The organism is Nocardiopsis changdeensis, assembly GCF_018316655.1.
Lineage (GTDB): Bacteria > Actinomycetota > Actinomycetes > Streptosporangiales > Streptosporangiaceae > Nocardiopsis > Nocardiopsis changdeensis.
The window spans coordinates 4,885,541-4,911,014 of record NZ_CP074133.1 but is presented as its reverse complement, the minus strand read 5'-3'; the positions used below and the strand labels follow the sequence as shown (position 1 = coordinate 4,911,014).

Annotated in this window: 26 protein-coding genes; 17 read left to right on the top strand and 9 right to left on the bottom strand. The window is 75.7% G+C overall.

The window, feature by feature from the left end; genetic code table 11:
- Window positions 1-50: 50 nt before the first annotated feature.
- On the top strand, window positions 51-569 hold the full coding sequence (locus KGD84_RS22305) for a PaaI family thioesterase (protein ID WP_220562336.1): 519 nt from the start codon (window positions 51-53) through the stop codon (window positions 567-569).
- Here the strand turns inward: KGD84_RS22305 and KGD84_RS22300 are convergent.
- Together KGD84_RS22300 and KGD84_RS22295 are read right to left on the bottom strand one after the other, a co-directional pair.
- Complete coding sequence (locus KGD84_RS22300) at window positions 566-1,786, bottom strand: winged helix-turn-helix domain-containing protein (RefSeq protein ID WP_220562334.1); 1,221 nt, start codon at window positions 1,784-1,786, stop codon at window positions 566-568. The two genes, KGD84_RS22305 and KGD84_RS22300, sit on opposite strands and share 4 nt — an antisense overlap.
- A gap of 84 nt (window positions 1,787-1,870) precedes the next feature.
- Window positions 1,871-2,812 (bottom strand): MBL fold metallo-hydrolase, encoded by a 942-nt coding sequence (locus KGD84_RS22295; RefSeq protein ID WP_220562333.1) that lies wholly within the window; start codon window positions 2,810-2,812, stop codon window positions 1,871-1,873.
- 200 nt (window positions 2,813-3,012) lie between these two features.
- Between KGD84_RS22295 and KGD84_RS22290 the strand changes: the two genes are divergently transcribed.
- The 3 genes from KGD84_RS22290 (at window position 3,013) to KGD84_RS22280 (ending at window position 6,182) form a co-directional block, all read left to right on the top strand.
- Window positions 3,013-4,611 carry a PQQ-binding-like beta-propeller repeat protein gene (locus KGD84_RS22290; RefSeq protein ID WP_220562332.1) on the top strand — a complete coding sequence of 533 codons (1,599 nt, stop codon included), beginning with the start codon at window positions 3,013-3,015 and terminating at the stop codon, window positions 4,609-4,611.
- Window positions 4,612-4,684: 73 nt separating this feature from the next.
- Entirely contained in the window at window positions 4,685-5,650 is a 966-nt protein-coding gene (locus tag KGD84_RS22285; RefSeq protein ID WP_220562331.1) for a phosphotransferase enzyme family protein, read from the top strand.
- Window positions 5,651-5,753: 103 nt separating this feature from the next.
- Entirely contained in the window at window positions 5,754-6,182 is a 429-nt protein-coding gene (locus KGD84_RS22280) for a hypothetical protein (protein ID WP_220562330.1), read from the top strand.
- A 6-nt stretch (window positions 6,183-6,188) separates the two neighbouring features.
- Here the strand turns inward: KGD84_RS22280 and KGD84_RS22275 are convergent, their stop codons facing one another.
- The gene (locus KGD84_RS22275; protein WP_220562329.1) at window positions 6,189-7,715 is read right to left on the bottom strand and encodes a bifunctional phosphatase PAP2/diacylglycerol kinase family protein; all 1,527 of its coding nucleotides are present in this window, start codon (window positions 7,713-7,715) and stop codon (window positions 6,189-6,191) included.
- Window positions 7,716-7,878: 163 nt separating this feature from the next.
- On the opposite strand from KGD84_RS22275, the gene KGD84_RS22270 reads away from it, so the two are divergent.
- Genes KGD84_RS22270 through KGD84_RS22250 form a run of 5 tightly spaced genes read left to right on the top strand, consistent with a single transcriptional unit; the run spans window position 7,879 to window position 13,199 of the window.
- Window positions 7,879-9,156, top strand: coding sequence for an NAD(P)/FAD-dependent oxidoreductase (locus KGD84_RS22270; protein WP_220562328.1), 1,278 nt, complete (start codon window positions 7,879-7,881; stop codon window positions 9,154-9,156).
- On the top strand, window positions 9,153-9,884 hold the full coding sequence (locus KGD84_RS22265; RefSeq protein ID WP_220562327.1) for a DUF1365 domain-containing protein: 732 nt from the start codon (window positions 9,153-9,155) through the stop codon (window positions 9,882-9,884). The genes KGD84_RS22270 and KGD84_RS22265 overlap by 4 nt, the downstream gene beginning before the upstream one ends.
- The gene (locus KGD84_RS22260) at window positions 9,881-11,140 is read left to right on the top strand and encodes an SAM-dependent methyltransferase (protein WP_220562325.1); all 1,260 of its coding nucleotides are present in this window, start codon (window positions 9,881-9,883) and stop codon (window positions 11,138-11,140) included. The genes KGD84_RS22265 and KGD84_RS22260 overlap by 4 nt, the downstream gene beginning before the upstream one ends.
- Window positions 11,137-12,405, top strand: coding sequence for an SAM-dependent methyltransferase (locus tag KGD84_RS22255; RefSeq protein ID WP_220562324.1), 1,269 nt, complete (start codon window positions 11,137-11,139; stop codon window positions 12,403-12,405). Before KGD84_RS22260 ends, KGD84_RS22255 begins: the two co-directional genes overlap by 4 nt.
- Window positions 12,406-12,461: 56 nt before the next feature.
- Complete coding sequence (locus KGD84_RS22250) at window positions 12,462-13,199, top strand: DUF1295 domain-containing protein (protein WP_420910380.1); 738 nt, start codon at window positions 12,462-12,464, stop codon at window positions 13,197-13,199.
- Window positions 13,200-13,301: 102 nt separating this feature from the next.
- Here KGD84_RS22250 and KGD84_RS22245 read toward each other — a convergent pair whose 3' ends face one another.
- From KGD84_RS22245 to KGD84_RS22220, 6 genes are all read right to left on the bottom strand, one after another.
- Window positions 13,302-14,087, bottom strand: coding sequence for an SDR family oxidoreductase (locus tag KGD84_RS22245; RefSeq protein WP_220562323.1), 786 nt, complete (start codon window positions 14,085-14,087; stop codon window positions 13,302-13,304).
- Between the two features lie 105 nt (window positions 14,088-14,192).
- The gene (locus KGD84_RS22240) at window positions 14,193-15,242 is read right to left on the bottom strand and encodes an NAD(P)-dependent alcohol dehydrogenase (protein WP_220562322.1); all 1,050 of its coding nucleotides are present in this window, start codon (window positions 15,240-15,242) and stop codon (window positions 14,193-14,195) included.
- A 95-nt stretch (window positions 15,243-15,337) separates the two neighbouring features.
- Complete coding sequence (locus tag KGD84_RS22235; RefSeq protein WP_220562321.1) at window positions 15,338-16,591, bottom strand: NAD(P)/FAD-dependent oxidoreductase; 1,254 nt, start codon at window positions 16,589-16,591, stop codon at window positions 15,338-15,340.
- Window positions 16,588-16,785, bottom strand: coding sequence for a ferredoxin (locus KGD84_RS22230; protein ID WP_220562320.1), 198 nt, complete (start codon window positions 16,783-16,785; stop codon window positions 16,588-16,590). The genes KGD84_RS22235 and KGD84_RS22230 overlap by 4 nt, the downstream gene beginning before the upstream one ends.
- On the bottom strand, window positions 16,782-17,690 hold the full coding sequence (locus KGD84_RS22225; RefSeq protein WP_220562319.1) for a pyridoxamine 5'-phosphate oxidase family protein: 909 nt from the start codon (window positions 17,688-17,690) through the stop codon (window positions 16,782-16,784). The genes KGD84_RS22230 and KGD84_RS22225 overlap by 4 nt, the downstream gene beginning before the upstream one ends.
- A 76-nt stretch (window positions 17,691-17,766) precedes the next feature.
- A complete protein-coding gene (locus tag KGD84_RS22220; protein WP_220562318.1) occupies window positions 17,767-18,219 on the bottom strand; it encodes a VOC family protein in 453 nt (150 codons plus the stop codon).
- 173 nt (window positions 18,220-18,392) lie between these two features.
- Here KGD84_RS22220 and KGD84_RS22215 point away from each other — a divergent pair, with 173 nt between their 5' ends.
- The 8 genes from KGD84_RS22215 (at window position 18,393) to KGD84_RS22180 (ending at window position 25,461) form a co-directional block, all read left to right on the top strand.
- Window positions 18,393-18,932, top strand: a complete 540-nt coding sequence (locus KGD84_RS22215; RefSeq protein ID WP_338151185.1) for a CGNR zinc finger domain-containing protein — start codon at window positions 18,393-18,395, stop codon at window positions 18,930-18,932.
- Window positions 18,933-19,038: 106 nt separating this feature from the next.
- A complete protein-coding gene (locus KGD84_RS22210; protein WP_370634560.1) occupies window positions 19,039-20,607 on the top strand; it encodes an MFS transporter in 1,569 nt (522 codons plus the stop codon).
- A 30-nt stretch (window positions 20,608-20,637) separates the two neighbouring features.
- Window positions 20,638-21,030 (top strand): VOC family protein, encoded by a 393-nt coding sequence (locus tag KGD84_RS22205; protein ID WP_220562317.1) that lies wholly within the window; start codon window positions 20,638-20,640, stop codon window positions 21,028-21,030.
- A gap of 8 nt (window positions 21,031-21,038) precedes the next feature.
- Window positions 21,039-21,422 carry a VOC family protein gene (locus tag KGD84_RS22200; protein WP_220562315.1) on the top strand — a complete coding sequence of 128 codons (384 nt, stop codon included), beginning with the start codon at window positions 21,039-21,041 and terminating at the stop codon, window positions 21,420-21,422.
- A 1-nt stretch (window position 21,423) separates the two neighbouring features.
- The gene (locus KGD84_RS22195) at window positions 21,424-22,395 is read left to right on the top strand and encodes a sigma-70 family RNA polymerase sigma factor (protein WP_220562314.1); all 972 of its coding nucleotides are present in this window, start codon (window positions 21,424-21,426) and stop codon (window positions 22,393-22,395) included.
- Window positions 22,396-22,570: 175 nt separating this feature from the next.
- Entirely contained in the window at window positions 22,571-23,659 is a 1,089-nt protein-coding gene (locus KGD84_RS22190; protein WP_220562313.1) for a LacI family DNA-binding transcriptional regulator, read from the top strand.
- Window positions 23,660-23,667: 8 nt separating this feature from the next.
- The gene (locus KGD84_RS22185) at window positions 23,668-24,630 is read left to right on the top strand and encodes a carbohydrate ABC transporter permease (RefSeq protein WP_220562311.1); all 963 of its coding nucleotides are present in this window, start codon (window positions 23,668-23,670) and stop codon (window positions 24,628-24,630) included.
- 3 nt (window positions 24,631-24,633) lie between these two features.
- Window positions 24,634-25,461: a carbohydrate ABC transporter permease gene (locus tag KGD84_RS22180; RefSeq protein ID WP_220562310.1), complete on the top strand. Its 828-nt coding sequence runs from the start codon at window positions 24,634-24,636 to the stop codon at window positions 25,459-25,461.
- Window positions 25,462-25,474: the final 13 nt, after the last annotated feature.

The following is a 25,474-nucleotide window of genomic DNA, read 5'->3' as shown; positions in this document are numbered from 1 at the left end:
GGCACACCCCACCGAGTTGGAAAAACAAACCGACCTGTTAGGGTGCGTCCATGACCGACAGCACACCGGCCCCCGGCGCCTGGGGAGAGCCGCGCGAGAAGACCGTGACCTGGTACGACCCCAAGGTCGTCGCCGCCGGACGCGAGGGCCTCACCGGTGCCGGGCACCTGCGCGCCATGGCCGGCGGCGAGCTGCCCCCGCCGCCCATCGCCGCCCTCATGGGGTTCGACCTCGTGTCGGTCGGGGAGGGCGAGATCGTCTTCACCGGCACCCCCGACGACTCCGTCTACAACCCCCTGGGCATCGTCCACGGCGGCTACGTCTGCACCCTGCTCGACACGGTGGCGGGCTGCGCCGTCCAGACCACCCTGCCCGCCGGGTCCGGGTACACCTCGATCGAGATCAAGGTCAACTACCTGCGCCCGGTCACGGCCGGGACGACCCTGACCGCCCGCGGGTGGGTGCCCAAGCCGGGGCGCCGCGTCGCCTTCGCCGAGGGCGACGTCCGCGACGAGTCGGGCAAGGTCGTGGCCACCGCCTCCTCCACCTGCCTGGTCTTCGACCTCTAGCAGAGGGCGGCCAGCGCCGACCGCCACACCGGCGGCACCGGGCCGGTGCAGGCCACCGACCCCACCGCGGCCAGCCCGGCCAGGCCCTCGACCGCTTCCGCCAGCCCCGGTGCCGCCTCCTCGTCGTCCACCCACGCCTCGGCGTACACGCCCTCCAGCTCCAGCACCCCGCGCCGCCGGTCCGCGCGGGCCGCCACCCGCCCCACCAGCCGGTCCCCGTGCAGCACCGGCAGCACGTAGTACCCGAACCGCCGCTTCGCCCGGGGCGTGTACATCTCGTTGACGTAGTCGAACCCCCACAGCAGGGACGTCCGCTCCCGGTCGCACAGCAGGTTGTCGAACGGCGAGAGCAGCGTCGTCCGCCCCTCCCACCCGACGCCCGCGGCCTCCTCCACCAGCGGCAGCACGTCGGCGTGCACGAACCACGGCTCGGCGCTCCCCTTCACCCGTGCCCGCACCGCCCGCCCCTGGGCGACCAGCCGCTCCAACGTCCGGTCCGTGTCCCCGTACCGCTCGCGCACGAAGTGCCGGCGCACGTCCCGGGCCCGCCCGGCGCCCAGGGCCCGCAGCGCGTGCTCGGCCGACCGCTCCTCGATCTCGGCGTCGGTCCGCTCCGACCGGTCCGCCCACGCGGGCAGGCACCGCTCCGCCAGGTCCCACAGCCGGGTGCGCCCGCGCCGCCCGGCCACCATGATCCGCCCCTGGAACCACAGCAGCTCCAGCATCCGCTCCACGTTGCGCCCGGCCGTCCACCCGGTGGACTCCCAGGGCACCGCCGCCCGGTCCTCGAACCCGTCGGTGGGCAGCGGCCCGGCCTCGCGCAGCCGGTCCAGGACGTGCTCGCGCAGCTCCCCGTTGGCCTCGGCCCACGCCTCCAGACGGGAGCCCTCGCCCGGGTGGCGGCGCATCAGCCGCCGGTGCAGCGGCAGGTCCTCGGTGAGCACCATCGACGCCGCGTGCGCCCAGTACTCGAACAGCCAGCGCTCCTCCCACAGCAGCGCGTCCAGGTCGGCGTGCCGGTACCCGCCCAGCCTGCTCCACAGCACCAGCTCGTGACTGCGGGCGACCACGCCGATCGGGTCGATCTGGAGGCAGCGCAGGTCGCGCAGCACCTCGCGCAGGCCGTCGGGGCCGGGGCGGAGGCGGGGCCCGGACAGGTGCTGGCGGCGCACGGCCAGGCGGCGCACCGCCCGGGTGTCGAGTTCGAGGGTGTCCACGCGGGGCTCCGGGGGTGGGTGACGGGGGTGTGCGGCCCAGTGAACCGCACGCTCCCGACATTCCGCACGTCCCGGCCCCGCGGCCTACAGAGTGGTGGGCAGCGGGCCGCCGTTCCAGGCGACGGCGTCGTCCAGCGCGGCGCGCAGGTCCATCGGCTCCCCGGCCAGGTCCGCCCGGGCGCGGTGCAGGTTGAGCACGATGCGCTCGGCGTCGCCCCAGCCGGCGAACTCGCCCAGGTCCACGGCGCGCGCGTTCTCCAGCGGGCTCAGCCCGGCGGCGGCCCCCTCCCTGGCCGCGGCCAGCACGAACCGGTAGTACCGCTCGTGGGCGGCCAGCACCGCGTCAAGGTCGGCGGCGCCGAACACCGGCCCGTGGCCGGGCACCACGTGCGCGGGCTCGAAGGAGCGCAGCCACGCCAGCGACCGCAGCGCCCCCTGCACCGAGCCCATGAACACCAGCGGGGTCAGCCCGTGGAAGATCAGGTCACCGGTGAACAGCACCTCCTCCTCGGGCAGCCAGGCCACCACGTCGCCGGGGGTGTGCGCGGTGTACCCGGGGTGGCGCAGCTCCACCCGGCGCCCGCCCACGTGCACGGTCAGCTCCCGGTCCAGGGTGATGGAGGGGAGCCGGCGGGCGACCGGGCCCCAGTCGGGGCGCGGCTCCCAGACGGGCGGGCAGTCCTCGAAGATCGGGTCGTGCAGCAGCGCCTCGCGCATGGCGGCCTGGCCGATGAGCGCGGCGGTGTCGGGCAGCAGTGAGTTGCCGTAGGCGTGGTCGCCGTGCTGGTGGGTGTTGACCGCCCAGCGCACGGGCGCGCCCCCGGTGGCCGCGTCCAGGGCGGCCAGGAACCGGCGCGTGCGCTCGTGCGTGGCGCAGGTGTCCACGACCAGCACCCCGTCCCGGCCGACGACCGCCCCGGCGTTGTTGACCCACCAGGTGCCGTCGGGCTGGACCCAGGCGTGCACCCCCTCGGCGACCTCCGTGAGCGCGGCCGCCGCGGGCCCGGTCGCGGTGTTCCCTGCCATTGCCGATCCTCCTCGTCGCCGGTGCGCGGTCCGCCAGGCTACCGACGGCGGGGCCGCGGCGGGGCGGCCACGGGAATACCGTCCGGATTCGGGGGGATCATCCGTTGCGGTCGGCGGGCGCGGCGTCCGCCGGAAAACCGAACGCACCACCCGCGCGTCGTATGGTCGGCGCGCGTGCGCCGGTGCGAGGGGAGGCGTGCGTGGTCGAGGACCCGACGGTCGGCCGGGACACCGAGGACACCTCCCCGCGCGGCCCGCTGGGCTGGTGCGGCGCCGGGCTGTGCCTGGGCGGGGCGGCGCTGGCGTTCGCCCCCGAGGTCCCCTGGTGGGCCGCGCTCTCCGCGGCGGGGACGGGACTGCTGATGGTGGCGGCCGGGCGGCGCCGGATGCGGGCGCGCCCGCGGCGGCGCTCCCTGCCCCCGGCCGCGGCCGGGCTGGTGCTGGCCCTGGTCGCCGGGTTCGGGGTGCGCGCCCTGACCCTGTCCCTGATGGTCGACCACACCGTCGCCGCCACCGTCCCCGGGACCGCCCCGCCGGTCCCCGCGCGGGCGGCGGAGGTCGCCTGGTCCTGGACGCCGCCCGGGGACGGAGCCGTGGTGGACGTGCTGCCCGGCACCCTGGGCCCGGTCGTCGTCCTGGACGACGGGGTGGTCGCCCTGGACGGGGCCACCGGCGGGGAGCTGTGGCGCTACCGGCTGCGCGGCGCCGACGCCCGCGCCTCCGTCCACGGCGGCGGCACCCGCGTGCACGTCGCCCACGGCGACCCCGACGACCCCGGGCGCACCGGCGCCCTGGCCTGGGTGGAGCTGGACACCGCCCGCGGAGCCACGGTGGAGGCGTTCACCACCCCGCCCCCGCCGGACGGCGCGGACGCGCGGGTCCTGGCCGCCGGCCCCGGCACCCTGGTGTACTCCTGGCAGGAGGGGGACGGACCGCCGCGGATCAGCGCCCGCGACACCTCCGGCTTCCGGGAGGAGTGGTCGTTCACCGTCCCGGAGCGGCCCGGCCGCGTCTGCGGGCCCCGGCGGGAGTGGGACGCCGACAACACCCTGCGCACCCCCGACGTGTTCCTGGTCGCCTACGCCTGCGCCCCCCGCGATTCGCCGTCCGTCGCCTCCCCGACCGGGCCCGCCGACACCCCCGCAACGCACCTGACCGGAGTGGTCACCGCCCTGGACCCGCGGAACGGCGGGGAGCGCTGGACCCGCGAGCTGCCCGGGCTGGGGGACTTCCCCGCGCTGCGCACCGGAGGCCCGGCCGCGGACCCCGAGGCGCGCCCCGCGGTGGTGGCCGGCCCCCTCGCGGGCGGGAGCGCCCCGGCGGCCCTGGACCCGCGCGACGGGTCGCACGCGGTGCGGATCACCGGCGAGTCCTGGACCGACGGCCGGTCCGTGCTGGTGGGCGCCGACACCTCCGGCGCGGTCGTCGCGGAGACGGCCGCCGACCGTGTGCTGTTCCACAGGGTCGACCCGGCCGGGGAGATCGTCGAGACCGCCGCCCTGCCCGGCGACGAGGTGTCCGAGCACGGTCCGGGCCCGGCCGTGGGGCTGCCCGGCGCGGTCGCGGTGCCCTCCGGCGGGGGCCGGGCCGGCGCGGGAGAGGGGAGCGGCGCCCCGGCGCTGTGGTCGGTCCCCTTCGACGGCGATCCCCGGCTCCTGGTCCTGGACCCGCCCGGCGGGGCCCGGCCGGAGCCGCCGGGCCCGGACGCGGGCGACCACCGGGCGGTGGCCGTCCCCGGCGCGCTGGTCACCGTGGTCCGGGGCGCCGACACGGTCCGGCTGTACGGACTGGTGGCCTGACGCGGGCGGGCGGAGTCCGGGCAACCCCGGGAAAACCCCTGCGCCGCGGGGAGAGCACTGGTAGCTTCGCGGCATGCGGGAGTTGCCAGACCTCCACGAGGACCGGATCGCACAAGCCCTGGGCGCGTGGGGCATCCGCCCGGTCGCGCTCACCCACCTGCCCGTCGGCTTCGCCGACCACCACTGGCGGGTCACCGACACCTCGGGGCGGCGCTGGTTCGCGACCGTCGCCGACCTGTCCCGCAAGGCCTACCTGGGGCCGACCCCGGTGCAGGCCCGGGAGCGGCTGGCCGCGGCCATGGACACCGCGGCCCGGCTGCACGACGACTCCGGCCTGGGGTTCGTCGTGGCACCGCTGCGCACCCCCGAGGGGCGGACCGTCCGGGCGGTGGGCCGCGACCGGGTGCTCAGCCTCTTCCCGTACGTGGAGGGCGCCTCCGGCGAGTTCGGCCGCCCCCTGACCCCGTACCTGCGCGGACTGCTGCTGGACGCCCTGGCCCGGCTGCACCGCGTCGCCCCGCTGCGCGGGGTGCCCGCCGCACCCGCGGAGATCGGGCACCGGGCCCACCTGGACGCCGTCCTGGAGGACCCCTCCCTGATCGGGGCGCACGGCCCCTACTCCGGCCCCGCCGCCCGGCTGCTGGCCGAGCACACCAAGCGGGTGCGCACGCGGTTGGAGGAGTACGACCGCCGGGCCGCCCGGCTCGCCGACGCCCCGCTGGTCGTCACCCACGGCGAGCCCCATCCCGGCAACGTGGTCTGGCGCGGCCCCCGGCCGCTGCTGGTGGACTGGGACACCGTGGGGGCCGCCGCCCCCGAACGCGACCTGTGGCTGGTCGCGGAGGACGCCGCCGACCTGGAGCGCTACAGCGACGCCTCCGGCCACCCCGTGGACCCCGACCGCCTGGACCTGTACCGGCTGCGCTGGACTCTGCAGGACATCGCCGAGTTCGCCGACGCCTTCTCCCGCCCGCACGCGCGCGACCGCGACACCGACCTGGCGTGGCAGGCGCTGGAGGAGATCGTCACCGGCCTCTGACCCCGGGTCGGGAGGCGGGCGGCGGGTCTCCCCGCCCCCGGGCGCTGCGCTGGGTAGCATTCTGATCGCCCCGCGTCATCAGCGCCCGTTCCACGGAGACGACATGCGACTTCCGACGAGAATCAGCGACATCCCCCTGCGCCTGGCCACCGGCGCGTTCATCCTCAACTCCGGCCTGTCCAAGCGCGGCGCCGACGAGGAGACCGCACGGGGCATGCACGGCATGGCCGCCGGCACCTACCCCTTCCTCAAGGACGTCGACCCCACCACGTTCGTCAAGGCCCTGTCCGCCGGGGAGATCGCCCTGGGCACCGCCCTGCTGGTGCCGCTGGTGCCGAGCAGGCTCGCGGGGGCGGGGCTCGCCGCCTTCGGCGCCGGACTGGTCGGGCTGTACCTGCGCACCCCGGGCCTGCGCCGCCCGGGCACCCTGCTGCCCACCCAGGAGGGCACGCCCATCGCCAAGGACTCCTGGCTGGTCGGCGCCGGGCTGGCGCTGCTCATCGGCGACTGCGGCGGCGACCGCCGCCGCTGACGGCCCTCAGGCTCCCGAGGCCGGGACGAACACCCGCAGCGCCGCCGGCCGCTTGGTGAACCGCACGGTCCGGGAGCCCTCGACGACCTCCCCGTCCACGGCCAGCAGCCGCGGCTCCTCGGGCAGGACCAGCTCCAGCGCCCGGACGGTCCCCTCCCGGTAGCCCTCGCCCTGCCAGTGGCGGCCCAGCAGCACGTCCACGGCCGCCCGCAGGCGGGGGAACGGGGAGCGGGCGCCCAGCACCCGCACGTCCAGGCGGCCGTCCACCAGGCTCTCGCGCAGTGCCGGGACCCGGCCGTGCGTGCGGTAGCGGCCGTTGCCCACGAACGCCCACCACACCTTCGTCTCGCGCCCGTCCACCACCGCCGGAACGGGCGAGACCTCGCGGAGGTCGTGCCACAGGGCCAGGGCGAACGCGGGCCACTTGCCGATCCGCGGCGCCCACCGGTCGCGCCGCTCCACCATGCGCGGGTAGGAGCCGAACGACGCGGTGTTGAGGAACAGGCGTCCGTCGACCTCGCCCACGTCCACCCGGGCGAGGTGGCCGCCGGAGTAGGCGCGCAGCGCGATGTCCACCGAGGTCAGACCCAGCGTCCGGGCGAAGTTGTTGAGCGTGCCGTCGGGGATCACCAGCAGCGGCCGGTCGTGGTCCATCGCGGCGCGCGCCCCCGCGTTGACGGTGCCGTCGCCGCCCGCCACCGCCAGCACCGAGCCCGCCTCCGCCGCCTTGTCCATGACCATGGCGATGTCGTCGTCCTCGGAAAGGGCGACGATCGTGGCGCCCGGCAGCGCCCGCGCGATCTTCGAGGGCGTCCCGCCGGTCGCCGGCCCGGGCAGCCCCTCGGTGACCGCAGTCGGGAGCAGGTCGGCCGAGCGGGGGTTGACCACCACCGTCACGCCGGTCCCGGGCAGCGTCCCGGTGGACAGGGCGTCCTCGGCCGGGGCCGGCTCGCTGTGCACGCCCGCGGGCAGCGTCTCGGCGCCGTGGACCAGCTCCGGCCGGGGCGGCACCACCGCGCGCGCCGCCAGCCCCGCGGCCAGCCCGATGGCCGCACCGCCCAGCACGTCGCCGGGGTAGTGGACCCCGCTGTGCACCCTGGACACCGCCACCAGCCCGGCCAGCGCCGCCACCAGCGCCGTCAGCGGGCGCGGGGCGTCGGCGCCGATCCCCGCCGCGTAGCCGACGGCCGCCGCCGTGTGCCCGGACGGGAAGGAGGAGCTGCGGTAGTCGCGGTAGGGGATCCGGGCCCGCGGCACCCGCGCCAGGTCCGGGCGGCCGCGGTCGGTCAGGTGCTTGACCCCGGCGGAGAGCGCGTTGGCGGCCGCGGCCGCGGCCATGGCGCGCAGGGCGGTGCGCCGCAGCCGGGGGCCGCCGGTGGCAGCCAGCGTCGCCGACACCAGGAACCACGGGGCCATGTTGTCCGTGGCCTGCACGAACTTCGGGGTGTAGGGGTCCAGTGCGGGCGGCCCCAGGCCGGTCACGAAGCGGTGGATCCTGCGGTCCAGGCGGTCGATCGCTCGTAGTGCGCGCATTCGTCCACGGTGCCGCCGCGACCCCCTCGCTGTCCAGAACCGCTCCTGTTCCGGTGCTCTCGCGGCCCTGTGGCGCAGGTCACAGTATTTTCCGGTGCCGCCGCCCATCCGCGGCCGGGCCGGGCCCGAATACCCGGTACCAGCCCCCACCGAAGGGACACGTGTGGTCCAGGACAGGCACACCCACCGCCGCCGTATCGCCGTGATCGGCTCCGGGGTCTCCGGGCTGACCGCCGCGCACATCCTGCGCGAGCGGGCCGAGGTCACCCTGCTGGAGGCCGACGACCGCCTGGGCGGCCACGCCCACACCCACCGGCTCACCGGGGAGGACGGCGGCGAGCTCTCCGTGGACAGCGGCTTCATCGTCCACAACCGCCGCACCTACCCCCACCTGGTCCGGCTCTTCGACGAGCTGGGCGTGGAGACCCGGCCCGCCGAGATGAGCCTCTCGGTGTCCTGCGACGGCTGCGGCCTGGAGTACGCGGGTTCGCGCGGAGCCCGCGCCCTGCTGCCCACCGGATCCCGCGCCGGCGCCGCCCACCTGCGGATGCTCGTCGAGATCCCCCGATTCCACCGCGCCGCCCGTGCCCTGCTGGCCGCCCCGGACCACGGCCCGGGACCCACGCTGGGGGAGTTCGCCGCCGACGGCTCCCTGAGCCGCCACACCGTGGCGCACTTCCTGGTGCCCCTGGTGTCGGCGGTGTGGTCCTGCCCTCCCGGCACCGCACTGGACTACCCCGCCCGGTACCTGTTCGCCTTCCTGGCGAACCACGGGATGCTCGGCGTCTGGGGCTCCCCCCGGTGGCGGACGGTCGCCGGCGGCTCGCGCTCCTACGTGGAGCGGATCGCCAAGAACCTCGACGTGGTCCGCACCGGGGCACCCGTCCGTTCGCTGGAGCGCCGCCCGGGCGGGGTCCGCCTGCGGGCGGGCGGCGACGTCCTGGAGTTCGACGCGGCCGTCGTCGCGGTCCACGCCGACCGGGCGCTGTCCCTGCTGGAGCGGCCCACCCCCGACGAGCGCGCGGTGCTGGGCGCGTTCCGCTACTCCCGCAACCGGACCCTGCTGCACACCGACACCTCCGTGCTGCCCCGCGACCCCGTGGTCCGGGCGAGCTGGAACCACCGGCTGCCCTCCTGCGACCCCGACGCCGGGGCCGTCCGCGTCAGCTACGACATGAACCGGCTCCAGCACCTGCCCGGCCGGCGCCGCCACCTGGTCACCCTCAACGACGACGGGCGCGTCGACCCCCGCCTGGTCCTGGCGGAGATGGACTACGAGCACCCGGTGTACACACCCGCGGCACTGGCCGCGCAGCACCGCCTGCCCGACCTGAACGACGGGACCGTCGCCTTCGCCGGCGCCCACCACGGCTGGGGCTTCCACGAGGACGGCTGCGCCTCCGGGGTCCGCGCCGCCGAGAGCCTGGGGGTGACCTGGTGAGCGCCCCCGCGGCGCCCGCCCTCTACGAGGCCGTCGTCCGGCACGTCCGCGCGGCCCCGGTCCGCTCCGCCTTCGCGCACCGGACCTACTACTGGCTGACCGACCTCGACCACCCGCCGCGGCTCCCGTGGCCGCTGCGCCCCCTGGCGGGCTTCGGCCACCGGGCCTCCCGAGCAGACCTGGAGGAGTACCTGGCCGGGGCGGGCGCCCCCCTGGACGGAGGGCCGGTCCTCGTCCTCGGCCACGCCCGGGTCCTCGGGTACGCCTTCGACCCGCTGACCGTCTACTGGTGCCACCGCCGCGACGGCACCCTCGCCCGCGTCGTCGCCGAGGTGCACAACACCTACGGCGACCGCCACCGCTACCTCCTCGACGTGGACGCGCGCGGGCGGGCGGAGACCGCCAAGGCCATGTACGTCTCCCCGTTCCACGGGGTCGACGGGACCTACCGCCTGGCCCTGCCCGAGCCGGGGGAGCGGCTCTCCCTCACCGTCACGCTCCACACCGGCGGGGCTCCCCCCTTCGCCGCCTCGGTGCGGGGCCGCCGCGTCCCGGCCACCCCCGCCTCCCTGCTCCGCCTGGCCCTGCGCCGCCCGCTCGCCCCCCTCGTGGGCGCGGCCCGCATCCGCACCCGGGGCATCGGCCTCTACCTGCGCGGAGTCCCGGTCCACCCGAGGCCGGACCACCACGACACCACCGCACACGAGAAGACAGGTGCACGACCATGACCACCACGACCCCGCCCCCGGCGCCGCCCGCCGCCGTCGACGCACGCCGCTGGCCCGACGTCGCCCGGGTGCCCCGGTCCCGCCTGCGCGCCGCCGCCGCACGCGCCCTGGCCCGCCACGCCGCGCGCCGCGCGGGGGTGCGGATCACCGAGGACCCCGCCGCCGTCCGGGACCCGGGCACCGGCACCCCCGTCCTGTGCCTGCGCGACCCCGAGGCGTTCCACCGCAGACTGGGCGCGGGCGGGCTCATCGGGTTGGGCGAGTCCTACATGGCGGGCGAGTGGGACTCCCCGGACCCGGTGGCCCTGCTCACCCGGCTGGCCGAGCACTACACGGACCTGGTCCCGCGCCCCCTGCGACCCCTGCGCCACATCACCCTGCCGCGCCGGGGCCGGGGCGAGCGCAACACCCGGGAGGCGGCCCGCCGCAACATCGGCCACCACTACGACCTGTCCAACGACCTCTTCGCGCTGTTCCTGGACCGCACCATGACGTACTCCGCGGCGCTGTTCGACGGACCCGGCCCGCGCGACCCGGACACCCTGGCGGCCGCCCAGGAACGCAAGATCGACCGCCTCCTGGACGCCGTGGGAGCCGGTCCCGGCACCACCCTGCTGGAGATCGGCACCGGGTGGGGGTCCCTGGCGCTGCGGGCGGCCCGGCGCGGTGCCCGCGTCACCACCGTCACCCTCTCCGCCGAGCAGCGGGACCTGGCCGTGCGGCGGCTGGCCGAGGCCGGGGCGGACGGCGCCGCCGACGTCCTGCTGCTCGACTACCGCGACGTGGACGGCGAGTACGACGCCGTGATCAGCGTGGAGATGATCGAGGCCGTCGGCGAGCACTACTGGTCGGCCTACTTCTCCGCCCTGAACCGGCTGGTACGCCCCGGAGGCCGGGTCGGCATCCAGTCCATCACCATGGACCACCGGCTGATGCGGGCCTCCCGGCACTCCTACACCTGGATGCACAAGTACGTCTTCCCCGGCGGGCTCATCCCCTCCGTGGCCGCCATCGAGCGGCAGGTGCGCGACCGCACGTCCCTGCGGGTGGTCGACCGGCACGCGTTCGGCGCGGACTACGCCGACACCCTCCTGGTGTGGAGGCGCTCCTTCGACGCCGCCGCGGACCGGGTGGCCGGGCTCGGCTTCGACCCCGTCTTCCAGCGCATGTGGGACTTCTACCTCGCCTACTGCGAGGCCGGGTTCCGCTCCGGGATCATCGACGTGGAGCAGATCGTCATGGAGCGTGCCGGATGAGCGCCCCCGCCGCCCGCCGCGGCCGGCCGCGCGGCGTCGCCCACTTCCTCGCCCCGGTGCTCGCCGCGTTCTTCGACGGCCACCCGCCGGTGCGCCTGCGCGCCTGGGACGGCAGCGAGGCCGGTCCGGCCGACGCGCCCGTCGCCGTCCTGCGCGACCGCGACGCCCTGCGGTACGCGGTGACCCGCCCCGGCGAGCTCGGCCTGGCCCGCGCCTACGTCAGCGGCGCCCTGGACGTGGAGGGCGACCTCACCGACGCGCTGCGCCGGGTCGGCGCCGCGGTCCGCCGCCACCGCGCCTCCCCGCCCGGACCCGGCGAGTGGGCGGGGGCGGCCCGTGCGCTGCTGGCCGTGGGAGCCGTCGGCGCCCCGCCGCCGCGCCCGCGCGGCGAGGCCCGGCTCCGGGGGCGCACACACTCCCGCGAGCGCGACGCGGCCGCCATCTCGCACCACTACGACGCGGGCAACGCCGTCTACTCCCTGCTGCTGGACGAGACCATGGCCTACTCCTGCGCCTACTGGCCCGACGACGACCCCCACGCCACCCTCGCCGACGCCCAGCGTGCCAAGCTCGACCTGGTCTGCCGGGAGCTGGGGCTGCGGGAGGGTGCGCGCCTGCTCGACGTCGGCTGCGGGTGGGGCTCGCTCACCCTGTACGCCGCCCGCCGCTTCGGCGCGCACGTGACCGCGGTGACCCTGTCGGCGGCCCAGCGCGACCACGTCGCCGCGCGGGTCCGCGACGAGGGCCTCCACGACCGGGTCGAGGTGGGGCTGCGCCACTACCGCGACATCGACCGGGGCGGGTTCGACGCCGTGGCGGCCATCGAGATGGGCGAGCATGTGGGCCGGGACGAGTACGCGCCGTTCGCCCGGCGGCTGCGGTCCCTGCTGCGGCCGGGGGGCCGGCTGCTGGTCCAGCAGATGTCCCGCGGGGGCGACCACCCCGGCGGCGGCCCGTTCATCGAGCGCTACATCGCCCCCGACATGTACATGCGCCCCCTGGGCGAGACGGTGGGCCTCATCGAGGACGCCGGCCTGGAGGTGACCGGGGTGCGCTCGATGCGCGAGCACTACGTGCGCACCGCCCGCGCGTGGTCGGCGGAGCTGGAGCGGCGCTACGACGACCTGGTGGCGCTGGCCGGGGAGGAGGCCGCGCGGACCTGGCGGCTGTACCTGGCGGGCGGCGCTCTGGCGTTCGAGGAGGGGCGGATGGGCGTCCACCAGATCTCCGCGCGCCGGCCCGGTCCCGGAGAGGGGACGGCGTGAACCCCGCCGCCCTGGCCCTGACCTCGGCCCTGTCCGCGGCGGCGGTGCTCCTGCTCATGCTCGCGGCCTTCGCCGCCGGGCGGCGGCTGGGCCGGCACAGCGTCGTCGACTTCGCCTGGGGACCGGCGTTCGTCCTCGTGGCGGCGGTCTGCCTGGCCACCGCCACCGGGGACCCGCTGCGCCCCGCGCTGCTGCTCGCCCTGACGGCGGTGTGGGGCACCCGGCTGGCCGTCCACATCGGCCTGCGCTCCCGGGGCTCGGGCGAGGATCCGCGCTACGAGCGCCTGCTCTCCCGCGCCCCCGGGGACCGTGACCTGTACGCGCTGCGCGTCGTGTACCTGCTCCAGGGCGCGCTGGTCTGGCTGGTCTCGCTTCCGCTCCAGTTCGCCGCGCACGCGCCGGGACCGCTCGGCTGGTGGGCGGCGGCGGGCGCCGCCCTGTGGCTGCTCGGGTTCGCCTTCGAGACGGCGGGCGACGCCCAGTTGGCCGCCTTCCGCCGCGACCCGGCCAACCGGGGCCGGGTCATGGACCGGGGCCTGTGGGCGTGGACCCGCCACCCCAACTACTTCGGCGACGCCTGCGTGTGGTGGGGGCTGTTCCTCGTCGCGGCCTCGGGCGGTCCCTGGACCCTGCTCGCCCTGCCCGCCCCGCTGGTGATGACCTACCTCCTCACCCGCGGCTCGGGGCAGCGCCTGCTGGACGAGCACATGCGCGGGCGCCCCGGCTGGGCCGAGTACGAGGCCCGCACCAGCGCCTTCGTGCCCCGCCCTCCCCGCCCTCCCCGCTGTCCCTGAACCGCCCGGACCCGCGGACCCCGCGAGGCACCGGTCCCGGAGGCGGTGACGGGAAGACCGGTGCGCGGCCGCCCCGGCGGGGCCGGGGCGGCCGCGCCCGGGTCAGACGGTGGGGATCGCCCCGCCGTCCACCCGGATGACCGACCCTGTCACGTAGGCCGCCTGCGCGCTCGCCAGGAACGCCGCCACAGCTCCGTACTCCTCGGCCCGGCCGTACCGGCCCACGGGGATCGTCGCCGCGGCCTCGCGCTCGACCTCCTCCACGGTGCGCCCCTCCCGCTCGGCGCGCGCCCGGTCCAGGGAGTCCGTGCGGGCGGTGGTGATCCGGCCCGGGACGATGACGTTCACCGTCACCCCGTCCGCGGCCACCTCGCCCGACACCGTCTTGGACCAGGAGTGCAGCGACGCCCGCAGCGTGTTGGACACCCCCAGGTTCGGGATGGGCGCGATCGGCCCGGCCGAGGTGCTCGTGATGACCCGGCCCCAGCCGCGTTCGCGCATCCCGCCGATCACGGCGTCCGTCAGCCGGATCACCGGCAGCACCATCGCCCCGTACATGTCCTCCCACAGGCCGGGCTCCTGGCCCAGCGCCGGGGTGGGCGGCGGGCCGCCGGTGTTGTTGACCAGGATGTCCACCGGCCCCAGCCGGTCGCCCACGTACGCGGCCACCTCCTCGGCGCGGCCGTGGTCGGCCAGGTCCCACTCCACCGACAGGGCCGACGTCCCGTGGGCGTCGCAGTCCTCCACGGTCCTGGTCAGCCGCTCCTTGTCGCGCCCGGTCACCGCCACGTTCACACCCTCGGCCGCCAGGGCCACGGCGATCGCCCGCCCCAGCCCCGAACTCGCCGCCGTCACCAGCGCGGTCCTGCCCGCGATTCCCAGATCCACCTGTTCCGCCTTCCCGGCCCGGTATCGGTCGGGCGCACTCTACCGAGACCGGTGCGCGTACGAAAACGCCCGGACCCCCACGGGTCCGGGCGTTCGGCGCGCGGGTCACCCCGCGTGGGGCACCACCACGGCGCGGCCGGAGATCTCCCCGGCCTCCAGCCGCCGGTACGCCTCCAGGGCGTCCTCCATGCCGAACCGCTCCACCTCCGGGCGGATCTGCCCGGCCCGGTACATGTCCACGACCTCCCACAGGTCCTCCACCGTCCCCCAGTAGGTGTTGGTGACGTAGGACTCGTAGGGGTTGGTGAAGAACGAGAACTCGTGGGTGCCGCCCGCGATGCCGACCACCGTCACCCGCCCGCCCTGGGCGACGGTCGCCGTCGCCGTCGCGATCGTCGGGGTGATGCCGACGAAGTCGAACGCCGCGTCCACGCCCCGGCCGCCGGTGATCTCGCGGATCTGCTCCACCTGCCGGTCGCCGCCCGCGACGGTCACCGCGCCGTTCTCCTCCGCCCGGGCCAGGGCCTGGGGCTTGACGTCGGTGGCGATCACCGTCGCCCCGGTCAGCGCCTTGAGGATCTGCACGCCGATCTGCCCCAGCCCGCCCAGGCCGATCACCAGGGCGTGCCGGCCGCCGCCCGCCAGGTGCGGCAGCGCCTGCTTGATCGCGTGGTAGGGCGTGAGCCCGGCGTCCGACAGCGGGGCGGCGTCCACCGGGTCGGCGTCGCCCAGCGGCACCAGGTGGTGCTCGGGGACCGTCAGGAACTCGGCCATGCCGCCGTCGCGGCCCAGGCCTGTGGCCAGATAGGGCATGGTCGCGGCGTTCTCGCAGTAGGTGTCCTGGCCGCGCGCGCACTTGCGGCAGTGGCCGCAGCCGATCGGCCCGTACACGAGGTAGGCGTCGCCGGTCCTGACACGGTCGCTCACGCCCTCGCCGAGCTCCTCCACCCAGCCCGAGTTCTCGTGCCCCAGCACGAACGGCGGCTTCTGCGCGCCGGGGGAGCCCTCCTTGAAGTGCCGGTAGACGCTCACGTCGGAGTGGCAGGCGCCCGCGCCCGCCACCCGCAGCAGCACCTCGCCCGGGCCCGGCTTCGGCCTCGGGACGTCGGTCAGCGACGGGAACTGCTCGTAGTTCTCGAAGACCACGGCTCGCATCGGGTGTTCTCCTGCCTGTCGGCGGTTCGGCGGGGCCGGGCGCACCGTTGGACACGTCCGGTGGCCGGCCGACCGCTCGACGCTATCAACGCAGGTCACGCCTGTCTGTCAACGGCGATCCCGGAATCGGTCGACACTTCTTGACCCGCGAGACCCCGGGCGATCCGCCGGCGGTGGGCGGCCAGCCGGGAGGTCCGGCCGACGGTCAGCGCGCCGACCGTCCGGCCTCCCCGGCGGTAGACGACCTCCAGGCGCCGGTTCGGGAGGTCGTGTTCGAGGACCTCGGCCGTGTCCGCGGCCCGGGGCACCCCCACCGACCGGATGCGCAGCCCGAACTGGTCGGACCAGAAGGACGGGACCCCCGGCTCCCGCGGCGGTGCCCCGCCCAGCAGGGCCGCCGCGGCCGTGGCGGCGTGGTCGACCGCCTCGCTCCAGTGCCCGAGCGCGAGGTGCGCGGGCGCCCCCGGGCCGGGGAAGGGGTGTGGTGCCGCCGCCGCGTCCCCGAGGGCCACGATCCCCGGAACGGGCGAGCCGCGGTGGTCCAGCGCCCTCCTGCGGCCGTCGCACAGCAGCGCTCCGCTGACCGGGTCCAGGCCGAGCCCGGAGCCGCGCAGCCACGCCGTGTTGGGGCGGGCGCCCAGGGCGAGCACGACGGTGCGGGCCGCCACCCGGGTCCCGTCCGACAGCAGGGCGGACCCCCGGTGGTCCGGGAGTTCCGCCACGGTGGCGCCCATACGCAGGTCGACCCCCGCGTCGGCCTGCACGGCGGCCATGAAGGACCCGGCCGCCGGGCCGACAGCCGCTTCGAGGGGGGACCCGGCCGGGTCCACCAGAGTGACCGGGAGCCCCATCGACCGGGCCGCCGAGGCGACCTCGCAGCCCAGGAAGCCCCCGCCGGCCACCAGCACGGGCCCTCCCGCGAGCAGGGCCCCGCGCAGCGCGACCGCGTCGCGGCGCCCGCGCAGCAGGTGCACGCCCCGCTCCGGGGGGACGCCCGGGCCGGGCCACGGGGCGGCCGAGGCGCCGGTGGCGACCACCAGCCCGCCGTACCGCAGCGGGGTCCCGTCGTCCAGCACGACGGTGCGGGCGGCCCGGTCCAGCCGGACGGCGGCACGCCCCAGGACCAGGCGCGCGTCCAGGCCGGAGGGGAGCGGGAGTTCGGCGGCGGCCGCCGGCAGCCGCCCGGTCAGCACTTCCTTGGACAGCGGCGGACGGTCGTAGGGGGGATGGGGCTCGTCGCCGACGAGGGTCAGGCCGCCCGCGTACCCCAGGTCGCGCAGGGCGGTCGCGGCCCGCAGCCCGGCCAGGCCGGCCCCGACGACCACGACCGGGCCGGGGCCGCCGCTCACTCCCCGGCCCCCTCGACCGTGATGGCCCGGAGCGGGCAGTCCGCGGCCGCCCGCAGGACGGCGGCGGACCGCCCGAGGGGAGGGGCGGGGTCGTACACGAGGTTCTCGTCGTCGTCGAAGGAGAAGACGTCGGGGGCGGCGAAGACACAGCGGCCGTTGTCGTCGCAGGCGGCGCGGTCGACGTGGATCCTCATCGGGGGTCTCCGTTCGGGGCGGCCGGGGTGACCGGCGGGTTGAACTTGGAGTACAGGGGGGAGCCGGGGGACAGCAGGCCCGCGCCGGGAGTGGACACGGTGCGCTCGACCCCGAACTCGACGGTGCGGTCGGTGCCGTCCCAGTGGATGCGCGCGGTGCCGGTGAGCTGGAGGACCGCGCCCGTCTCCCAGTCCGGGAACAGCAGACCCGCCCGCGGCCGCCCCCACAGGTTGCCCAGGGTGTTGAACATGGCGTTGCCCGCGTAGTCGGGCCAGGAGAGCCGGCCGGGGGAGTGGACCCGCACGAACCCCGGCGAGCCGCCGCGGTGGTTGGCGTCGGCGTCGCCCCCGGAGGCCGCGGTGGCGATGAAGAAGGTGTCGGCGGAGCCCACCAGGTCCCGCTGCTCCGGGGTCAGGCGGTCCCCGGCGGCGGGCGTGCCCCGCCGGCCGGCCGGCACCGGGCGCGGGACGCGCTTCTGGATGTACTTGGGGCAGTTGGAGTAGACCTGGTCGGTCGTGACGCGTAGCCCTCCCGGGCGCGGGTGGGCGGCCCCGTTGATCCGCATCCGCCGCCGGGTCGCGGGATCGACGGCCAGGAGCCCGATGCGGGCGGGGGAGCGCCCGAGCGGCCCGTCCAGGGGGTCGCCCGCCCCGGGCAGGGCGTCCACCTCCAGGGTGCGCGGGCCGGTGACGCGCAGGAAGCCGGGCGGTCCGCCGAGCAGGGAGCACCACGGGTCACCGCCGCCGTCGACGGCTCCGACCGCCAGCCAGGTCCGCTCGGCGAGGAACGCGGCGGCGACGTCGGGGATCTCCGTGCGGATCGCCCCGTCGGAGAAGGCGGCCTGGTCGGCCAGCCCCGCCCGTTCCTGGACGGCGCGCTCGCCGGGGTGGTAGCGGGTTCCCATGGTCCCTCCTGTGGTCCGAGTGGTCGTGGCGCGGCCGGTGCGGCGGGCGCACGGGGCGCCCGCCGTCGGGTGTCCTCTAGAAGAAGCCGCAGGTGGGCGCTGCGCCGGCGGGGGCGGGGGCGGTCCCGGCCCCGGAGGGGGCGTAGATCTCCAGGCGGATCCCGTCCGGGTCGTGGAAGAAGATCCCGCCGGAGGCGGCGCCCTCGCCGTGGGGGACCACGCCGTCGTAGGCGAACTCCACGGCCAGGTCCAGCAGCACGCCCTCGGCGGCCCGGACCTCCTCGATGTCCTCCACCTGGAAGGACAGGTGGTGCAGGCCGGAGGAGGCGCGGTCGAAGGGCCCGTCCGCCTGCCGCCACAGGGTGAGGAGCAGCCTCCCCTCCCGTCCGAGGAAGGCGAACTCGCGCCCCTTCTCGTCGCCCTCTCCCAGGACCTCGAAGCCGAAGACCCGCACGTAGAAGTCGCGGGAGCGGCCGAGGTCGGTGACGTTCAGGCCCACATGCCCGGTGGTGAGGGCGGTCGGTGCCATGTCGGTTCTCCTTGGTTCGCCGGTCTAACCGTTGAAAGGAAATTTAGGGGTTAGTCGCAGCCGGAGTCAACCGGTAAAATCCATTTAGGTGGTTATCGCAGGTGGCTGGTAGCATCCGGCCACCGCGGGCTCCAGCCACGGGCCCGCCGACGGAGGAAGGGGGTGCGGGACCGGTGTTCGACCGACCGCTCCGGGGCGAACCGCTCGCCATGGACCTGCTCAACACCCGGTGGATCGCGGGCGGGGTCGACCACGACCTCCTCCGGGTCCCCGGCGGCCTGGAGCGGTGGCTCGCCGACAACGGCCTCACCGACCGCTTCCCCGCCGACGAGGCCTTCCTGCCGCCCCTCCTGCGCGTCCGGGACGCCCTCGCCGAACTCGTGGCCGAACCCGGATCCCCCGCGGCGGCCGCCGGGCTCAACGAGGCCCTGGCCCACGGCAGCGTGCGCCGGCTCCTGGGCCGCCAGGGCCCCGACACCGCCGTCGACCTCGACGACCCCTCCTGGGGGCCCGCCTGGGCCGCGGCGGCCGACTACCTCGACCTGCTCCGGGCCCCCGACCGCATCCGCCGCTGCGGCCACCCCGACTGCGTCCTGTACTTCTTCGACACCTCCAAGAACGGCACCCGCCGCTGGTGCTCCATGGCGGGGTGCGGCAACCGCGCCAAGGCCGCCCGCCACCAGGCCCGGGCCCGGGCGGACCGCCCGGCCTGACCGGCCCCCGCGGGTGCGGGCGGAGATCCGCCGGTGCGGCGCGATGAGTTCCGCGGCCCTCCCGGGTCCGTACGTGTGAACGATCCCGTCCGGACCGGAGGACCCCGTGACCGAACCCGAACCCGCCGCGCCCGCGCCCGCGGCCCGCCCCGACCGGCGGGCCCTGTTCGGCCTGGCCGTGCTGGCCCTGCCCACCCTGCTGCTCTCGATCGACATGAGCGTCCTGTACCTGGCGCTGCCCCACCTGGCCGCCGACCTGGCCCCCACCGGGCCGCAGCTGCTGTGGGCGGTGGACGCCTACGGCTTCATGGTCGCCGGGTTCCTCGTCACGATGGGCACCCTGGGAGACCGCATCGGCCGCCGCCGGCTCCTGCTCGTCGGCGCCGCCGCCTTCGGCGCGGCCTCCGCCGTCGCCGCGTTCGCGCCCACCATCGAGGTCCTCATCGCCACCCGCGCCCTCATGGGCGTCGCCGGGGCCACCCTCATGCCCTCCACCCTCGGCCTCATCGGCGGCATGTTCCCCGACCCGCGCCACCGGGCCGCCGCCATCGCCGTCTGGAGCGCCTGCTTCATGGGCGGCACCGCCATCGGCCCCATGGTCGGCGGGGTGCTCCTGCACTGGTTCTGGTGGGGGTCGGTGTTCCTGCTCGGGGTGCCCGTGATGGTGCTGCTCCTGGTGTGCGGGCCGCTGCTGCTGCCCGAACAGCGCGCCGACCACCCCGGCCGCCTCGACCTCACCAGCGTCGCCCTGTCCCTGGCCGCCGTGCTGCCCGTCGTCCACGGCCTCAAGACGCTCGCCGACGGCCACGCCCCGGCCGTCCCCCTGCTCACCGTCGCCGCCGGACTGGCCGCGGGGACGCTGTTCGTCCGCCGCCAGCTCCGCCTGGACGACCCGCTGCTGGACCTGCGCCTGTTCCGCGCGCCCGCCTTCGGCGCCGCCCTGGCCGTGATGGCGGCCGGGGCCCTGGCCATGGGCGGGACCTTCCTGCTCATCAGCCAGTACTTCCAGCTCGTCGCCGGGTACCCGCCGCTCACCGCCGGACTGTGGCTGGTGCCCCCGTCGCTGGCGATGATCGCCGCCACCCTGGCGGCCCCGCCCCTGGCCGCCCGGATCGGCCGCGCCACCGTGATCGGCGGCGGCATGTTCGTCACCGCGGCCGGGTTCGCCGTGCTGGCCCTGGCGCCCGCCCAGGACGGGGAGCTCCCCGTCATGGCCGGGCTGCTGCTCGCCTCGGTCGGGCTGGGCCCCGGCGCCGCCCTGGTCGCCGACATCGTCATCGGCTCGGCCCCCGCCGAACGCGCCGGCGCCGCCGCCTCCATGTCCGAGACCAGCGGCGAACTCGGCATCGCCCTGGGCATCGCGCTCATCGGCAGCCTCTCCGCCGCCGTCTACCGCGCCGGGTTCACCCTGCCCGAGGGGGTCCCCGACGCGGCCGCGGGCTCCCTGGCCCAGGCCGTCGACACCGCCCGCACCCTGCCCGACGACCTCGCCGCGGCCCTGCTCGGCCCGGCCCGTGAGGCGTTCACCGCCGGGCTCAACCTGGCCGGGGGCATCGGCGCCGTCGCCATGGCCGTCTTCGGCGCCGCCGCCCTGGTCCTGCTGCGCGTCCCGGAGAAACCCGCCGCACCCGATGAGTCCGGGGCCCCGGACGGGTCGGTACGGGTGAACGACTAGGACCCGCTCGCACACTTCCCGGGAGAGACCATGGCCAACCTCGACAGCATGCTGCTCGCCAGCACCGACCCCGACCGCCTGCACGACTGGTACGCCGCGGCCCTGGAGCCCCACTCCGACGACGACGTCGACTCCTACCGGGTGCTGCGGTTCGGCCGCTTCCACCTGCTCATCGACCGCCGCGACGACGTCGGCCCCGAGGCCGCCGACGCCGCCCGCATGATCATCAACTTCGACGTGGACGACGCCCGCGCCGTCGCCGCGCGCATGGACCGGCTGGGTACCTCGTGGATCGCGCCGCTGGAGGACCGCGGCGGCAGCCTGTTCGCCACCGCCGCCGACCCCGACGGCAACTACGTCCAGATCATCCAGCTCGGCGAAGCGGACCGCGCGGCCATGGCCGCGACCGAGACCGATTCCTAGGAGGGGACATGTTCGACGGCAGCCGGGCCTTCGGGTCCTTCGCGGTGCCGGACACCGCAAAGGCGCGCGAGTTCTACGGGGGCACCCTGGGACTGGACGTGCGGCCGGTCGAGGGCATGGAGGAGGAGGGGCTCGTCCAGATCGGCCTGGGCGACGGGCGGGCGATCCTCGTCTACCCCAAGCCCGACCACGTGCCCGCCACCTACACGGTCCTCAACCTGGTCGTGGACGACATCGGGGCCGTGGTGGACGAACTGGCCCGCCGCGGTGTGCGGACCCTGCGCTACGAGGGGTTCGACCAGGACGAGAAGGGGATCGCGCACGGCACGCCCTCGGTCGCGTGGTTCACCGACCCGGCCGGGAACGTGGTTTCTGTCATACAGGAGGCGTAGCGTGTCGGTCGTGGTGGAACAGACGACCGACCAGGACTTCGCCAGGCTCGCCGACCCCTACCGGCGCGAGCTGTACGCCCACTGCTACCGGATGCTCGGCTCGGTGCACGACGCCGAGGACCTGGTGCAGGAGACGTACCTGCGCGCGTGGAAGGCCTACGACGGCTTCGAGGGCCGGTCGAGCCTGCGCACCTGGCTGCACCGCATCGCCACCACGGCCTGCCTCACCGCACTGGAGCGCCGTCGGCGGCGGCCCCTGCCCACCGGGCTGGGCGGGCCCGCCGCCGACCCGTCGGCCGAGCTGGCCGACGGCCCCGAGGTGCCCTGGCTGGAGCCGGTGCCCGACTCCCTGGTCGGCGCCGACGACCCGGGCAGCGTGGTCGCCGCCCGCACCGGGGTGCGCCTGGCCCTGGTGGCCGCGCTCCAGTACCTCCAGCCGCGCCAGCGCGCCGTGCTGGTCCTGCGCGACGTGCTGCGGCTGTCCGCGGCCGAGGTCGCCGACATCCTGGAGACCTCCGTCCCGGCGGTCAACAGCCTGCTCCAGCGGGCCCGGGCGCAGCTGTCCCGCAACGCCCCGGTGGAGGAGGAGATCGTCGAGCCGGCCGAGGCCAAGGCGATCCTGGCCCGCTACGTGGCGGCGTTCGAGACCTACGACGTCTCGGCCATCACCGCCGTGTTCACCGAGGACGCGGTGTTCGAGATGCCGCCGTTCCGCACCTGGGTCCAGGGGGCCGCGCACATCGCGGAGCTGATCTCCGTGCACTGCCCGGCCTCGGCCGCGGGCGACATGGTGCTGGTGCCGGTCGAGGCCAACGGGCAGGCCGGGTTCGGGCTGTACATGCGCGACGGGGAGGGCGTGCACCGGGCGTTCGGGCTCAAGGTGCTGGACCTGGCGCCCGGCGGCGTGCGGCACACGGCGATGTTCTTCGACACCTCGCTCTTCCGGCGCTTCGGCCTGCCCGAACACCTCTGAGCCCGGGGCCTCCGGGCCGCCCCGGATCCGGGACCTTTCTGTGTACACATCGGACTTGACGTGGCGAAGGCGGCGGATGTAGCTTCCTGGAAACGTTTCCAGTGTGGCCTGCGTCTCCCTACGGTCGGCCTGGAAACGTTTTCACTCTCCTCGGCGGATCGTGACTGGAGCTTCGATGACCTCTTCACGGGCCACCCTGATCCAGGTGGCGGAACGGGCGGGGGTCTCCCTGGCCTCCACCTCCCGTGCGCTGCACGGGAGCGGCGCCAGCGCCGCCATGGTCGAACGGGTGCGCGCGGCGGCCGAGGAGCTCGGCTACAGCCCCGACGCGATCGGGCGCTCGCTGCGCATGAAGAAGACCTTCCAGATCGCCTTCGCCGTCGCCGACATCGGCAACCCGGTCTACGTCGAGATGATGACCGCGATCCACGAGGTGCTCGCCCCGCACGGGTACCGCGTCGTCGTCATGTCCACCGGCGGCACCACGGAGTCCACCACCGAGCTGGTCCGCAGCCTCAGCGGCGGGTTCGTCGACGGCATGATCCTCGTGCCGCTGCGCACCGACGACCGGCTCATCGACGCCCTCCAGCAGCGCGACGTGCCCGTGGTCGTCGTCGGCCGCCAGCTCGACGCCCACGGCATCGACTCGGTCTCCACCGACTCCGCCGCCGGTATCGGCCAGGCGGTCCTGCACCTGCGCAGGATCGGCCGCCGCCGCATCGGCTTCCTCAACGGCCCCCTGGACACCACCCCCGGCGAGGCCCGCCAGCGCGGCTTCGACATGGCCACCGCCGACGACGAGGACGCCCCGCGCCCCGCCGTCGAGGTGGCCGGGGACTTCACCGTCGCCGCGGGCGTGGTCGCGGCCCGGCGCCTGCTGGACGGCGCCGCCGAGGCCGGGGACCCCCTCGACGCGGTGGTCGCCGCCAACGACCTGCTGGCGATCGCCGCCATCCGCGCCGCCCGGGAGCGGGGCCTGTCGGTCCCCGAGGACCTCGCCGTGACCGGCATGGACGACACGGAGTTCGGACGGGTCTTCCAGCCGACCCTGACCAGCGTCTCCCTGGGCTCGGCCGAACGCGGCCGCTCCGCCGCCCGGATCATGCTCGACCTGGCCGAGGGCCGCGAGGAGGGCACCCGGCAGATCCGGGTGGGCCCCCGGCTCATCGTCCGCGAGTCGACCTCCGTCACCGGCGCCGGTGACGCCGAAGCGCCCGGGACCGCCGGGAACCGCGGGACCGCCGACACCGAGGGGGACTCGTGAGGACCCCCATGCCGACCGCCTCCGGCGGCACCCGCACCCGGCCCGGCCCCGCCGGACGCCGCCCGGCACCGCGCCCCGGCGGCATGGCCCGCGCCCGCCGCCGCGAGGCGGCCGCCCTGGTCATGCCCTCGCTGCTGCCGATCCTCGTGCTCAGCGTCGCCCCGCTGGTCGTCGGCCTCGGCCTGGCCTTCACCGACGCCCGCCTCGTGCGCAGGCCCGACTACGACCCGGTCGGCTTCGACAACTTCGTGCGCCTGCTGGACAACGGCTTCTTCTGGGAGTCGTTCCGCATCGGCATGGTGTGGGCCGTGTCGGTGACCCTGCTCCAGCTCGCCGCCGGGATGGGCCTGGCCCTGCTGCTCGACTCCGGACTGCGCCTCCAGGGGCTCACCCGGGTCCTGGCGCTCATCCCCTGGGCGATGCCGCCGGTCGTCGTGGCGATCATGTGGCAGATGATCTACTCGCCCAACGCGGGCCCCCTCAACGCGGCCCTGGGCGCGATCGGACTGCCCGACGACATCAACTGGCTGGCGGACTTCTCCACGGCGCTGCCCGCCGTCATCGTCGTCGGGGTCTGGGTCGGCATGCCGCAGACCACCGTCACCCTGCTCGCCGGGCTCCAGCAGATCCCGGGCGAGCTGTACGAGGCCGCCGCCATGGACGGCGCCGGCCCCTGGCGCCGATTCACCGGGGTGACCCTGCCGAGCCTGCGCCCCATCATCGCCTCCATCACCTCGCTGAACTTCATCTGGAACTTCAACTCGTTCTCGCTGGTGTACGTGCTCACCGAGGGCGGGCCCGGTGGCCGGACCATGCTGCCGATGCTGTTCACGTACCTGGAGGCGTTCAAGAACCGCAACATCGGCTACGCCGCGGCCATGGGCGTGGTGCTCGTCGTTGTGGTGGTCCTGCTGCTGGCCCTCTACCTGTGGTCGCAGTTCCGCGAAGACCGCGAAGGCAAGGTGGGCTGACCCGTGCGAACCCTCGTCCGTCCCGCCCAGTACCTCGCCCTGGCCGCGTACATCGTCTTCCTGGGCTTCCCGCTGCTGTGGCTGATCTCGGCGTCGCTGAAGTCGTCCGCCGAGCTCAACTCGCTCACCGTGTCCCTGCTGCCCGGCGAATGGCGCTGGGACAACTACGCCCGGGCCCTGGAACGCCAGGGGCTGGTCCGCTCCGCGGGCAACAGCCTGCTGGTCGCCCTGGCCTCCACGGGCCTGGTCGTCCTCATCGCCCTGCCCGCGTCCTACGTCCTGGCCCGGCTCAAGGGCGCGGTCCGCGGCGCGGGGGTCGGCTGGATCCTGGTCAGCCAGGTCTTCCCGGTCATCCTCATCATCCTGCCGCTGTTCCTGATCCTGCGGACCCTGGGCCTCACCGACAGCCTGGGCGGCCTGATCCTGGTCCACACGACCTACACGCTGCCGTTCGCGCTGTGGATGCTCCAGGGGTACGTGTCCGCGATCCCCGTCGACCTGGAGGAGGCGGGCTCCGTGGACGGGGCCGGACGCCTGGACGTGCTGCGGCTGGTCGTCCTGCCCCTGCTGGTCCCGGGGGTCGCCGCCACGGCCATGTTCGCGTTCGTGTCCTCCTGGAACGAGTTCTTCTTCGCCCTCGTGCTGCTCCAGTCGCCGGAGAACTACACCCTGCCCATCACGCTGAAGATGTTCATCGGCGGCGAGGGCAAGGTGGCGCTGGGGCCGCTGGCCGCGGGATCGGTGCTGGCCGCCGTCCCGAGCATCGTCTTCTTCTCCCTCATGCAGCGGAAACTCACCGGCGGGCTGATGGCCGGCGCCGTCAAGGGCTGACCCCGCGCGGACT

Excerpts from the sequence above, each read along its gene's own strand:
- KGD84_RS22260 (WP_220562325.1), top strand. The coding sequence starts at position 9,881 with ATGACCACCACGACCCCGCCCCCGGCGCCGCCCGCCGCCGTCGACGCA.
- KGD84_RS22230 (WP_220562320.1), bottom strand. The coding sequence starts at position 16,785 with ATGAGGATCCACGTCGACCGCGCCGCCTGCGACGACAACGGCCGCTGT.
- KGD84_RS22295 (WP_220562333.1), bottom strand. The coding sequence starts at position 2,812 with ATGGCAGGGAACACCGCGACCGGGCCCGCGGCGGCCGCGCTCACGGAG.
- KGD84_RS22205 (WP_220562317.1), top strand. The coding sequence starts at position 20,638 with ATGGCCAACCTCGACAGCATGCTGCTCGCCAGCACCGACCCCGACCGC.
- KGD84_RS22285 (WP_220562331.1), top strand. The coding sequence starts at position 4,685 with ATGCGGGAGTTGCCAGACCTCCACGAGGACCGGATCGCACAAGCCCTG.
- KGD84_RS22200 (WP_220562315.1), top strand. The coding sequence starts at position 21,039 with ATGTTCGACGGCAGCCGGGCCTTCGGGTCCTTCGCGGTGCCGGACACC.
- KGD84_RS22220 (WP_220562318.1), bottom strand. The coding sequence starts at position 18,219 with ATGGCACCGACCGCCCTCACCACCGGGCATGTGGGCCTGAACGTCACC.
- KGD84_RS22240 (WP_220562322.1), bottom strand. The coding sequence starts at position 15,242 with ATGCGAGCCGTGGTCTTCGAGAACTACGAGCAGTTCCCGTCGCTGACC.
- KGD84_RS22305 (WP_220562336.1), top strand. The coding sequence starts at position 51 with ATGACCGACAGCACACCGGCCCCCGGCGCCTGGGGAGAGCCGCGCGAG.
- KGD84_RS22225 (WP_220562319.1), bottom strand. The coding sequence starts at position 17,690 with ATGGGAACCCGCTACCACCCCGGCGAGCGCGCCGTCCAGGAACGGGCG.
- KGD84_RS22280 (WP_220562330.1), top strand. The coding sequence starts at position 5,754 with ATGCGACTTCCGACGAGAATCAGCGACATCCCCCTGCGCCTGGCCACC.
- KGD84_RS22275 (WP_220562329.1), bottom strand. The coding sequence starts at position 7,715 with ATGCGCGCACTACGAGCGATCGACCGCCTGGACCGCAGGATCCACCGC.
- KGD84_RS22255 (WP_220562324.1), top strand. The coding sequence starts at position 11,137 with ATGAGCGCCCCCGCCGCCCGCCGCGGCCGGCCGCGCGGCGTCGCCCAC.
- KGD84_RS22250 (WP_420910380.1), top strand. The coding sequence starts at position 12,462 with ATGCTCGCGGCCTTCGCCGCCGGGCGGCGGCTGGGCCGGCACAGCGTC.
- KGD84_RS22190 (WP_220562313.1), top strand. The coding sequence starts at position 22,571 with ATGACCTCTTCACGGGCCACCCTGATCCAGGTGGCGGAACGGGCGGGG.
- KGD84_RS22185 (WP_220562311.1), top strand. The coding sequence starts at position 23,668 with ATGCCGACCGCCTCCGGCGGCACCCGCACCCGGCCCGGCCCCGCCGGA.